The 12,840-nt window shown below is 32.7% G+C and carries 11 protein-coding genes; 1 reads left to right on the top strand and 10 read right to left on the bottom strand.

Annotation, left to right across the window (positions count from 1 at the left end; genetic code table 11):
* Positions 1-4: 4 nt before the first annotated feature.
* The 8 genes from JK636_RS08900 to deoD all read right to left on the bottom strand — a co-directional run bounded on the left by JK636_RS08900 (position 5) and on the right by deoD (position 7,497).
* A complete protein-coding gene (locus JK636_RS08900; RefSeq protein ID WP_202748473.1) occupies positions 5-1,363 on the bottom strand; it encodes a tripartite tricarboxylate transporter permease in 1,359 nt (452 codons plus the stop codon).
* Position 1,364: 1 nt separating this feature from the next.
* The gene (locus JK636_RS08905) at positions 1,365-1,610 is read right to left on the bottom strand and encodes a hypothetical protein (protein WP_202748474.1); all 246 of its coding nucleotides are present in this window, start codon (positions 1,608-1,610) and stop codon (positions 1,365-1,367) included.
* 112 nt (positions 1,611-1,722) lie between these two features.
* On the bottom strand, positions 1,723-2,697 hold the full coding sequence (gene mvaD / locus JK636_RS08910) for a diphosphomevalonate decarboxylase (RefSeq protein WP_202748475.1): 975 nt from the start codon (positions 2,695-2,697) through the stop codon (positions 1,723-1,725).
* A 20-nt stretch (positions 2,698-2,717) separates the two neighbouring features.
* The gene (gene mvk, locus JK636_RS08915; RefSeq protein ID WP_202748476.1) at positions 2,718-3,677 is read right to left on the bottom strand and encodes a mevalonate kinase; all 960 of its coding nucleotides are present in this window, start codon (positions 3,675-3,677) and stop codon (positions 2,718-2,720) included.
* 21 nt (positions 3,678-3,698) lie between these two features.
* Positions 3,699-4,739: a type 2 isopentenyl-diphosphate Delta-isomerase gene (gene fni / locus JK636_RS08920; protein WP_202748477.1), complete on the bottom strand. Its 1,041-nt coding sequence runs from the start codon at positions 4,737-4,739 to the stop codon at positions 3,699-3,701.
* Between the two features lie 243 nt (positions 4,740-4,982).
* On the bottom strand, positions 4,983-6,050 hold the full coding sequence (locus tag JK636_RS08925) for a mannose-1-phosphate guanylyltransferase (protein ID WP_202748478.1): 1,068 nt from the start codon (positions 6,048-6,050) through the stop codon (positions 4,983-4,985).
* An 83-nt stretch (positions 6,051-6,133) separates the two neighbouring features.
* Complete coding sequence (locus tag JK636_RS08930) at positions 6,134-6,724, bottom strand: hypothetical protein (RefSeq protein ID WP_202748479.1); 591 nt, start codon at positions 6,722-6,724, stop codon at positions 6,134-6,136.
* Positions 6,725-6,789: 65 nt separating this feature from the next.
* Complete coding sequence (gene deoD / locus JK636_RS08935; RefSeq protein WP_202748480.1) at positions 6,790-7,497, bottom strand: purine-nucleoside phosphorylase; 708 nt, start codon at positions 7,495-7,497, stop codon at positions 6,790-6,792.
* Between the two features lie 197 nt (positions 7,498-7,694).
* Here deoD and JK636_RS08940 point away from each other — a divergent pair, with 197 nt between their 5' ends.
* Positions 7,695-8,444, top strand: a complete 750-nt coding sequence (locus tag JK636_RS08940; RefSeq protein WP_207751705.1) for a DUF438 domain-containing protein — start codon at positions 7,695-7,697, stop codon at positions 8,442-8,444.
* 82 nt (positions 8,445-8,526) lie between these two features.
* On the opposite strand, the gene abc-f is transcribed toward JK636_RS08940, so the two are convergent.
* Complete coding sequence (abc-f, locus tag JK636_RS08945; RefSeq protein ID WP_202748481.1) at positions 8,527-10,257, bottom strand: ribosomal protection-like ABC-F family protein; 1,731 nt, start codon at positions 10,255-10,257, stop codon at positions 8,527-8,529.
* A 429-nt stretch (positions 10,258-10,686) separates the two neighbouring features.
* Positions 10,687-12,711 carry a methyl-accepting chemotaxis protein gene (locus JK636_RS08950; protein WP_202748482.1) on the bottom strand — a complete coding sequence of 675 codons (2,025 nt, stop codon included), beginning with the start codon at positions 12,709-12,711 and terminating at the stop codon, positions 10,687-10,689.
* Between the last annotated feature and the right edge of the window lie 129 nt (positions 12,712-12,840).

Genomic DNA, 12,840 nt, shown 5'->3' on the forward strand with positions numbered 1-12,840 from the left:
TTTATTATTGACCTGCTATTGTTTTAATAATCCATGGTGCAGAATATAAAATCATAAATAGCACACCGTAATTAACTCCCAAGCGATATAATGTACCTGCGACAATACCAAGCAGAAGAACACCTGCAATATTAATCCATCCTGCATCCATAAAGGCTAATAATAATACTAAACTGAAGAATAAGCCCAGCAATGCTTCGTGAGGTATTCTTTTAAATACAAAAGCACAGATCTGTCTTGAGTATTTAACTGTTATGAAATAGGTAAAAGTTGCTGCAACTGCTGCACCTATTATTGTAGCCCAAACAAAATCAGAGTTTGTTAATATATGATGCATATTGTGCTGCAGGGTAAACACTGGCGGAGCATTAAACAAAGGATTTGCCGGACCAATAGACATTGGTGACAAAGGTATTCCTAAAGCTACAAGTGGTATTAAGGTTCCTGAAAAATAGGTTGCCTGAGCCAAAGCTTCCATAGTTGATACTGCAAGAGAAGCTTTTTCTACCGGATCCTTTGTACGGCTTGAGAAAAGTTCTCCAAGAAAAGTAGTAAGCCCAACAGGACTTAAGATAAATGTAACAGATCCTATTAGGGAAGCCAGTGCGCTATAGCCAACCTCTTTTTTAGTAAGAATCTTAAACGGATTTGGAAACTTTTTAATTTCTTCTGTCTTCTTTAAATTAATTTCCTTCTTATCAAAACGTTTCATATTGTCTCTTTTATCTTTATTCAAAAGTTCAAACAATGTTAAAATTACTGGTCCTATAGTGATGGCTAAGAAGAAGGATGTAAATACGTTAGTTCCCTTTGGTACAACTCCAATACCCCAGTACATATACCTAAGCCCTTGAATCAATAAGGCAAATGGCAAAATTGCAGCTAGAGATATCCATTTGTTTTTAGACATCAAAGCTAAAAGTATGGCGCCAATAAAGAAAACTGGATCTCCATACTGTTTTATAACTGCTGAAAAAGGAACCAATGCACGAGCCAGGAACAAGCTTACAGGTATTGAAACTATGGTGCCGATTATAGCTCCTGACGCAATTTTTCGAATGCTTGTATCTGTTAGTCCATTCTTTTTCAGCACCATAGCATGCTCAACCATAGGAGTAGACATAACACCTGCCGGAATTCCTGCTATGGAAACAGGAACAGCATCAATAAGCTTACTTGCCACAATAGCTGAAATAAAGAAGGCTAATATTATTACAGGTTTTACCCCTGATAAAACAAGTACTAATGTTACAGGTGCTATAGTTGCGGTTTCGTCTGCTCCGGGAGCTGCCCCAATTATTGTATACATAACTGCTGCAATAACAGCTGCAAGAATCATCTGCAAAATTAAAACAATGTCCATCTTAATTCTCCTTATCAGTTTCTATAAATACTCTTTTAGGTTTTATAACAATGCTGCAGATTACAAAGCCAAGTATTGCCCCGGATAATCCAAACAGCAAAGGCTTAGGTGGCTGTTTAGGCGCAAGAAAATACGCCCCCATAGTTGTAACGCTGCAAATAATAAGCGATATAACCAAATCTTTAATATTAACAAGATCCTCCCAGACCTCAATGTTGTTCTTTGAATCATTATTTATATTGTTCATTTAATCAGCTCCTTTAAATTGTTTTTGACTTCTATTAGGTACAACTTCAAAACTTATATATATTGAATAGCGTAAGGCTTATTTTTTTCTTATTAAAAACACAGTTTGGTTGTTATACATAAGTAATTCCTGACCCTGGATGACAAGTTATAATCTGCTTCACAGCAGGAAGTTTCATTAATGTATCACTAACTTTTTGCTCATCTTTTGGAAGGCAAAGCACCTTTACATTAGGGCCCGCATCTATTGTGAAATATACTTTAATCCCAGACATTCTAAGACTTTGAACCTGATGAATTATCTCCATAGTTCCACTTTGCCAGTACAAAACCGGCGGCTTCGCTCCAAGCATAGTAGCATGCATCTTTAAAGCGTTTGCTTCTGCCGTTTCTCCAAGGCTTTGAAAATCTCTATTTCTAATAGCCTCTTTTGCTTTTTCTAAATCTTTTTCTACTGTATCAAGCCACCCTGAATAAAAAGGTGACGTTTCTACTGTTCGCTTCATTCCTTCTCTGCTGGATATTTTCTTTTGATTTGATTCTACTAAAACGGAAAGAATGCATATATCCAAGTCTTTTTCAGTCAAAAGCTGGTTTGCATAGGAATCCATTCCATCTCCCCTCTCTCCTTTTTGCCACTCTACATATCCACCATATATAGAACGGCAAGCAGAGCCTGAACCTTGACGAGCTAATATTGATAATTCCTTTTCATTTAAATTCAAATTGAGAGCCTTTACCCCTGCGGCTGCTAAAGCAGCAAAACCTGATGCTGAAGAAGCAAAGCCAGCCGCTGTAGGAACCATATTTTCAGAGATGACTACTGCATACATTTTGGTACCAGCCAATTTTCTTATATTATCAAGAAACCTAAATACCTTATTAGCTTCAGCTTCACCTGCAGGCTTATTATTAAGAAGGAATACATCGCTTTTAAGCTCCTCTCTAAACTCCACAGATGTTTCGGTATAAAACCTGTCCAACGTTATGGACAAACTGCTGTTCATTGGCAAAAATAATTTCTCGTCACGCTTTCCCCAATATTTAATAAGTGCAATATTTGTATTCGCTCTTGCTGCAGCCTTCATTTCACTATCCCCTTCTATTCTTATGTTTCGTAAAGTATACCTTCAGCAGTTGAAAAACACCAGCTTTGAACTGCTCCTGCTTTTATGAGTTCCTTTGAGATTATTCTGCCCTTTGCTAAATCTGGCGCAAGAGCAATTATGCATCCTCCCAGGCCTCCTCCAGTAAGCTTTGCCCCTAAGGCTCCAGAATTTTTTGATGCTTCAATTAGTTTATTTAGTCCTTCATCGCTGACACCTAGAGTCATAAGTTCTTTTTGATTTCTATTAAGCAAACTTCCAAGAAGATACATATCTCCCCTAACAAGAGCAGCTTTTGTTTCAATTGCTATATTAGCTATTTCTATTATGGATTCTTTTATTTTCATTGGATCTGAATCATAGTTTTTTCTCACGTTTTCTACCGCTGTGCGTGTATCTCCTGCTCTTCCTGTATCACCAACTACTATGTATAAGTTATCTTTCACGTTTAAAGTACTTGTTTCTTGTCCCTTTTGAAACCATATCGGATTTTCGCTTAGTTCTGCTGCCATATCAATTCCACTGGGATTGCCGTGAGCATAGGTTTCAGCCACATGTACAAGTGAGAATAGTTCTTTTTGTGTGAACTCTTTTCCATATAAATAAGCTAAAGCTCTTACACATGCAATAGCAACCGCAGCACTTGATCCTAATCCGCGACCTAAAGGAATCGCCGAATCAATTTTTATATATAGTCCATCAGAAGTATGATTTAAATACTCTAGCGTCTTATTAATACAGCTTGATATTCCTTTCATTTTATCAGGCAGGCATGAAATAGGTCCCGTATAAACTGATGATTCAAGCATAATAGATCCATCTATTCTGTGAACTATAGCTTTTGCCTTAAGCGGAAAAGGCATAGCAATAGCAGGCTTTCCATAAACAACAGCATGTTCGCCGACTAAAATCAGCTTGCTGTGTGCCTCTCCTATAGCTTGATTTTCAAAAAATGTACTCATATTAGTTCGTCCTTTCTCAGTTTAGCACTCAAGTAACTCCTTAAGTTCTCCCTTTATCCTATAAGGTACGGTTCTAAGGTCATTTATATTTTCCTTGCCTAAAAGGAGCATAATTACTTTAGTTTTATAAATAATATTTTTCAGGTATTTATAAGCTCCCTCAAAGCCACCTTCTAAAAGTTCTCTTAAAATAGGTCCGCTTATTCCCGTCATATCCGCTCCTGCACATAAGGCCTTTACTATCTCGTCTGCACTTTTCATTCCACCACTGCAGATAATGTTTAAATCTTTGCTGACAGTTCTGCACTCTAAAAGACTTAAGGCTGTGGGTATTCCCCAGTCAAATAATTCACTGAATTCAAATTCCTTGTTTCTCTCACTTTCTATTTTTATAAAATTAGTTCCACCGCTTCCCCCTATGTCTATATATCTTACTCCTGCATCAAATAATCTATTAGCTGTGTATTTTGAAATGCCAAATCCGATTTCCTTTACTATAACTGGCTTATCTATTTTTGTTACTATGTTTTGAATATTTCTTAATACCCCTTTAAAATTCCTATCCCCTTCAGGCATAACAATTTCCTGTGCTGGATTCAAATGAATCTGAACAGCATCAGCATGTATCATATCAATAGCCCTAAGCACTTCATCCACTCCTGCAAAGGCATTAATATTTGAAATAACCACTCCATTTTTTAATATTTCTCTTACAATCTTAAAAGATGACTCATACTCTTTATCTGCTACAGCGATAGCCTGAGAACCTACTGCCATTGGTATATTTAGTTTCTCTGCAAGCCTTGCAAGATTACCGTTTATTCGAACTCCGTCCTTAAAACCTCCAGTCATTGCATTTATCATTAAAGGAAAGCTTATATTCTTTCCCAGAAAGCTGCATCTTGTATCTATCTTTTCAAAATCCAGCTCAGGGAGGGAGTTATGTTCCAAATATATATGTCTAAAAAAGTTATCTCCTTCGAAATTACCATTTAAAAAATGTTGAACATGCTCTTTTTTCCTAGAGCTTCTTAACTCACTCTTTGAAGTTAAATCTTCCAATATCGTATTTCCCCCTATTTCTTTTTTTGTTTTAATATTCAAAGTTTGTGCCATTTAACCTACAAATATGCTATCATAATGATACAGATTTGTAAATGATAATTGTTATCGTCCATATGTATAATATAAATATATTAATAATAATTATAAAAAAGCACAGACCACAATATAATTGTTACATTAAATTTGCCTTGAAAAAATTAAAAAGCCTTAGTGAGCATTATTTCTCACTAAAGCTTACAGCTACAAGTATTGTTCTAATCCATTCTCCTGCTTTATTTCATTAACTAAATGTTTAACTTCCTGTTCTTTATTTCTATCCATAACTAAAATCACATCACCAGCATCTACAATTACCAAATCCTTAACTCCAAAACCTATAATCAGCTTTTTATCTCCAAATACATAACAGTTCTCGCTTTGTTCCATAAAAGCTATTCCGGATACGTTATTTCCCCGGAAATCTGTCAAAAATCTGCCCAAAGCAGCAAAACTTCCTATATCATCCCAAATAAACTCACACTTAATAACATATGCTTTTCTAGTCTTTTGCATAATACCGAAGTCCACAGAAATTCCATCTATAAGGTTATACTGCTCAACTATAACATCATGTTCATTTTGTTCTCCTAGACTCTGATATATATTCATTAAGTTTTTATACATTTTAGGAAGATACTTTTCCATCTCTCTTAGAAATACATCTGCTCTCCAAACAAACATGCCGCTGTTCCATAGGTAAGTTCCTTTTATAATGAAATCTTTAGCTACTTCCACATTAGGTTTCTCAGTAAACCTCTCAACTTTGAATGTAGCTATGTCTCCACTTATTCGAGTACCCATTTCAATATATCCATAGCCTGTTTCAGGTCTTGTTGGACTTACTCCTATAGTTATTAAGCCTCTCCTTCGTTCAGCAATTTCCACTGCTTGATCTAAAGTATCTAGAAATAATTTATCATTTTCAATATAATGATCTGAGGGGAGAACTATCATGGTTGCATCTTTATCTTTTTTTAAAAGCTTAACTGCTGAAAGTCCAATGCATGTTGCAGTCTCTTTGTTTGCAGGCTCAACAAATATATTAGCTTTATTGATGTCAGGAAGCTCCTCATAAATTTTATCCAAATACTCTTCATTAGTAACTACATAAATGTTTTCCTTATTAACAAGGGGTTTGATTCTATCTACTGTATTTCTTAGAAAGCTTTTGTTATTTATGACCTTTAAAAACTGTTTTGGGTTTTTTTCACGAGATAATGGATATAATCTTAGGCCTTTTCCTCCTGCTAATATTAGTGCATACAGCAAAAATACTCACTCCAAATATTGCTTCAATGTTATAGTATGAAAGCTTATGATTATGTGTGAAGGGTTGCCATAAAGTAACTTTATCAATTAGCTGCATGTTCAATAATATCTTTAGTTCTATCTAAATCTTCAATTTCAGATAAAACAGCCATACTTTCCAATGAATTATTGTCAAAAATAGTGTACTTAAATTTTTCACTAAAATCATCATCATTTTTATATAATTTTATAATGTCTTCTAAACTTTCATTTATAAAACCTATATAAAAGTGACTATTATACTTCTTTATAATTGTTTCCACTTTATATAAGTCTTTGTCTGAAATTATAAATGCTATTATATAATTTTTGGGTCTGTTTTTATTATCAAGTTTAACAGAAACGCCAAGAACTGATACGCTGTCTGAGGCTCTATCTTCTATCTTCTTATATATAATATTGCTGCCAATCAGACAACCTTCAAGTTTATCTGATGTCTCTTCCTGATTAATGCCCTTTTGCTGTAATTTTGAATCTATGATTAATAAACAATTTTCCTTATTAATAAAATCAGTTAGTAGTTTGTTTTTAAACTCAAATTTATCTTTTAAATTTGAATAATCAATATAAAACTTAACTTTTTCTTTTATAATCTCTTTTTTTATTCTTAGCTTGTTCTTATTAAAAAATTTCATTTTTATCACCTGTTTGCTTTAATATTAAATAGATTAAAGGAGAGTGATAAGCACTCTCCTTACTATTAAGCTAACTCTAAAGCTATTTCCATCATTTGAGTAAAAGTATGCTGACGTTCCTCAGCTGTAGTAGCTTCATGAGTAACAAGAGAATCTGATATTGTCAAAATACAAAGAGCATTTACTCCTGCACGTGCAGCATTCATATATAAAGCAGCAGCTTCCATTTCTACTGCTAACACTCCCATCTTAGCCCACTTTTTCCAACTTTCCGAATCATCATCATAAAAAGTATCTGATGATAAGATATTGCCTACCTTAGGTTCTATTCCTTTTGAATTTGCTGCATCTACAGCCTTCTTTACAAGCTCAAAGGAAGCTGTTGGTGCTAAAGTTCCTGGCAGATTATACTGTGCTGCAAAATTTGAATTTGTTGATGCTGCCATACCAATAACTATATCTCTTACCTTAATATTTTCTTGAAGAGAACCAGCTGAGCCAATACGAATTAAATTCTTAACCCCATAGAAATGAATTAATTCATAGGAATATATTCCTATTGAAGGCATTCCCATTCCTGTTCCCATTACAGAAATTCTTTTACCTTTATATGTACCAGTATAACCAAACATATTTCTAACAGTATTAAACTGAACAGGATTTTCTAAAAAAGTTTCCGCAATAAATTTTGCTCTCAGAGGATCTCCTGGTAGTAGTACTGTTTCTGCAATTATTCCCTGCTCACTTACATTAATATGCGGTGTTGGAATCATTATAATCACTCTCCATATTCAAAATCAGTTATAAATTTAACATAATAATTATAATTCATATTAATAAATATATCTACAATTTCCTATTCTTTTAATATTGTCTCCTTAAATTTGATTTAAATCACAGAAAATAAATACCAATGAAGTTATAATAAACTCAACGAGTTAAATAAACGGAATGTTGAAGGGAGATTTTTATGAATAGAATAGATAGCTTAGTAGAATTGCTTCAAAAATTAAACAGCGGTGATATATCTCCAGAATTAAGACAGGAAGCCTTAACAATGGTTCAAAATGTAGACCCACTTGAGCTTTCCTTAGCTGAACAAAAGCTAATCGAAAACGGGACAAAGCCAGAAGATTTGAGACATCTTTGCGATATTCATATGGAAGTTTTAAAGGATGAACTAGACAGGTTAAAGCTCGGCCTAACCCCTGATCATGTATTGACAACATTAATTGATGAGCACGAGGAAATTAATAAACGCCTTCATATATTAGAAGGTATAAACAACGAGATTCAAAAACTAGAAAGCTATGATGAAAATAACGATATATTCGCCAAACTCCATTCTACAGCAGTAGAAATAATTGGAGCTGAGCCTCATCATAAAAGAGAAGAAGATGTTCTTTTCCCAGAGCTTGAAAAAAGAGGCGTTACAGGACCTACTAGAGTAATGAGAATGGAACACGATATGCTTAGAGCTAAGAAGCATGAAATTAAAAAGCTTGCCGAAGAGGTACAAAATATGAACTTTACTGAGTTTAAAACTCAGCTTGATGAAGCAGCTAAGTTTTTAATATTTAATTTAAGAGATCACATATATAAAGAAAACCATATACTTTATCCTTCCTCTGTACAAACATTAAAAGAAGAAAATCTATGGACTGAAATGAAAGAAGCTTGTGATAAAATAGGCTATTGTAGCTTTACCCCAGGTAAATAATATATCTTATGTTAGCATAGCTCTCTTTCTAATGCACATACTTTTTATATAAAGAAGATAAGAAGATAAATTCTTATCTTCTTTATAATTTGAGTCTATAGGTATTAATTTCTCTAGATATCTCAATAAACTTTCTATCTAATTCTTCTTTTTCACTTTCGGACAGCTTTTCGTTAAATCTGCCGCTTAAAAATGCCAACTCACATTCTAGTTTGCTAATAATATCCCTTATAGCGTTATAGTCAGTGTTATTGCTATCTGAATTCTGTTTCCTGCTTATATACTCATCAAAAGTTCCTGGATAAGAAATCAGTTTTTCATTGTTTATCTCAATAATTTTAGTTGCTAATCTATTTACAAAATATCTATCATGAGACACAAATAGGATAGTTTCTTTAAACTCACTCAAAATCTCTTCTATTTTTTCTTTTGAAACTATGTCCATATAATTAGTTAGTTCATCTAATACTAATAAATTTGCTTCAGACAAAATTATTTTAGCAAATGCAGTTCTGCATTTTTCTCCCATGCTTAAATTTTTAACAAGCTTAAACACTTCGTCTCCTTTAAACAAAAGGCAAGCTAAAAGCATTCTAGTCTCTGCATGGTTTATGCCATAATAAAGAACATTTTCCAATATACTTTTGTCATAATCAAGACTATCTAATTCCTGAGCAAAATATGCTGTTTTTACAGAAGGATTTATAGTTACTTTTCCTTCAAATTTTTTATCAAGTCCATTAATAATTTTAAGAAGAGTTGTTTTTCCTGCACCATTCTCACCTAAAAGAGCAATCTTTTCGCCTCTCATAATATTAAAGGAAGCTTTTGAAAATATATTTCTATTTTCATAGCGCTTGCTTAAATCATATATCTGAACTAAATACTTTGGAAGTTTTGTATTTATGAGGCTTCTATTTAATATATCAAAGTAAGCTGCAGTCTCTCCTTTTGGTTTATCAATTTTATTTTTTTCTACTCTTTCCAGCTCTTTCTCTTTAGCTCTCATAACACTTACATGTTTCTTAGCCTTTGCTCTTGCAAAATCATTTTGCCCGGCTGCCATATGAGCCTGATCAAACCAATTCTTTCTGTCATTTATAACTTCTTTAAGGTGTTCTATTTTTTTCTCCTGCTTATCATATTCTTTAATCTTATTCTTAGTTTCAATTTCTTTCTGCTGCTTGTAATCACTATAATTTCCTTCATATTCCTTCAGGAACTTTGCAGATAATTCCCAAGTTTTATTTGTTGTCTTATCTAAAAAATATCTATCATGAGAAATAATTAAAACTGTTTTTCTTAATCCATTCAAAAAATTCTCCAGCCATTTACACCCTTCCAAATCAAGATGATTTGTTGGTTCATCTAGTATAAGCAAATCAAAATCTTCAATCAGTACTCTGCATAAAGCCAGTTTAGTTTTTTCTCCTCCGCTTAAAAGGCCAAACTGTTTACTATATATTTGTTCACTTAAGCCTGCTTCTACTATCGCTTGTTTAAGTTTAACTTGATATATTTTATCCTTCTTTCTATCATTAAGAACTTCAAATAAAAAATCATATACAGACATCGCTTTATAATTATCTGAATTCTGATTCAGATATATAGCTTTTATATTCCCAGGTGAATATTTTAGCATTCCTTCTTCATATGACTCCAGCTTTGCAATTATTTTTGCCAAAGTTGTCTTGCCAACTCCGTTTATACCTATTAAACCAATCTTATCATTTTCATTAATTCTTCCTGTAAGATTGCTCAGTACTATTTTGCCTTCATAATCTTTATATAAATTTTCAAAAATAACGTTCATATGCTCATCTCCTTTATTAATTGCGAGACGATAGTTAAAGTATCAAAAAATATTAAAGCTGTAACCCATAATCAGGTTACAGCTATTTTAAGCATAAAAACTAAACATCTACAATGCAAAAGTTCTAATACATTAATGATATCCCAAAAATCCTTGAAGATTGGATATTTTGTGACATCATTAATGTAAGAACTTTATTGCATTATATATATCTTATATTTAAGCTGTGAAATAAATTGCCTGTACGCGTTTTTTAACTATCATCTCTTAAAAAGTACACACTTTGACCTGTACTATTTTAAGATTACTATTTAATTAGTTGTTAGTTAAAAAACAATTGCTCATTTCACACCTCATATAACTTTATATATTTGCAGCATTCATATGCTATGCTTATATACTAGCATTAAATTACATAAAATACAATAATTATTCATTAAGCTTAAACTTATTAATTTCATTTTGAAGCTTAACAGCTATGTCTTTCAAGCTATTTGCGTTACTCATAAACCCATTTAAAGCTCCTGAAACTTCTTCAATAGAAGCAGATACTTCCTCTGTGCTGGCTGCTGATTCTTCAGATACTGCAGCGATATTATGCATTATTCCGACAATCTCGCTTTTACTGTTATTCGCATCTCTAACTGCTGTTTCGATGCTTTGAAGTCCATTAACAAGCTCATTTATAGAACTAATTATATTTCCAAATATTTGTTTCGTACTTTCTACTACTTTATTTTGCTCATTTACAATTGCTACGGCTCCATTCATAGCATCAACAGTAGCCTTGGATTTCGTGCTGATTTTTTCAATTAGCTGTTGAATCTTTTTTGTGGCATCTGTAGATTGCTCAGCAAGCTTTCTTATTTCATCTGCTACAACCGCAAATCCCTTTCCTGCATCTCCTGCTCTTGCTGCTTCTATAGCCGCATTAAGAGCTAAAAGATTTGTTTGCTCTGCTATATCGTTAATAGTTTCTGTAATGCTTCCGATTTCATTAGTTGATTTACTCATATTAAGTACTGCATCTTGAATGTTTGAAGTTGTTTTTATAGTTTTTCTTGATTTTTCAAATAGCGTGTCTATGATGCTTAAGCCCTCTCTGCTTACCTTCTCTGTATTACTTGATATTCCTTCCATATCAGTAGATAAATTAACTATATTATCAATTTTTTGTTCCAGTTCATTAAACTTATTTACACCCTCTTCAATGTCTCTTGTTTGATTTGAAGCACCTATTGCCACTGAATCTATAGCAGAGGCAACTTCACTTACTGAAGTATTTGTTTCACTGCTAATATTATCTATAATTTTCGAAGCCTCTAATATATTATCTGATGATTCCTTAGCGCTTTTTATTAATGTACTTATACTTGAAAGCATATTATTAAAATTAGTACCAAGTTGTCCAAACTCATCTTTAGTTAAGATGTTAATTCTAGATGACAAATTTCCATCAGCTGCTTTTTTAAATACATCATTCAATCTATTTATATTCTTTGTTATCCATATACTTAAGAATACTGCAATAATAGTAGATAATATTACTGATACTATTGTAAAGATTAAAATAGCAGTTCCTATTCCTTGAACATCAGTCATTATCTCTTTTTGATCAATTACACCAAGAATTTTCCATCCACTTTCTTTGTTAGTAACATATACATTATACTTTTCTGTACCAAGATCATTATATTTCTCAAAGCCGCTTTCTTTGGTGCTTACATTTTTCCAATAACTCATTTTAGTTGGTAAATCCGTTCCTATTTTTGAGTTGTCTGGATGTGAAATTACGATTCCTGTTTTATTGATTATAAATACATATCCTTCTTTACCTATTTTAATGTTTGATAATTGGTTGGCAAGATTATTCATATCAATATCCATAGCAAGTACACCAACTATATCATTTTTATATTGCACAGTTCTCGATATAGTTACTGTAGTTTGTCCTGATTTTTCATCCTTATAAAGGTCGCTTACAACAATAGAATCTTTATTTTTTAACGCTTCTGTATACCACGGTTTATTTGTACAATCTACATTAGCTGCTGTTTCACTGTTTGGATATGAATATAATTTTCCTGTACTTGTTGCCAGGTATACAGACATAAGGTCCCTATTGTTTTCCTTAACTGTTGAAAGAGAATCTATTAGCTTCTGCTGATATGCCTGCTGATCAGTATTAATCGCTTGTACATTTTCATTTGCAGCTAAAATATTTATTTGTCTTTTTAAACTGTCAAAATAATTATCAATTCCCCTGTTAACTTCAGATAATGTCTGCTGTGTACTAACCGTAAATCTATTCATTATCACTTTTTTAGAGCTTACATAAGAAACTAGACCAAGAGAAGTTATAGGTATAATTGTTAAAAGTATAAGAATAACAATTAATTTAAATCCAATTCGTGATTTTAGCTTTAATTTGTCATTAGCTACTCTCTTTTTCATTTTTTCTCCCCCATTGTCAAATTTTCACCACTTATCCCTATTATAGCAATATTTTTTTTAATTTGGTAGCCTGATGACAGAAAAATTAGAAAAATAAAAATTCCTGCAATATAAAGTTGCAGGAATTTT

The sequence above is a fragment of the Clostridium rhizosphaerae genome (genome assembly GCF_016765585.1).
GTDB lineage: Bacteria > Bacillota > Clostridia > Clostridiales > Clostridiaceae > Clostridium_AT > Clostridium_AT rhizosphaerae.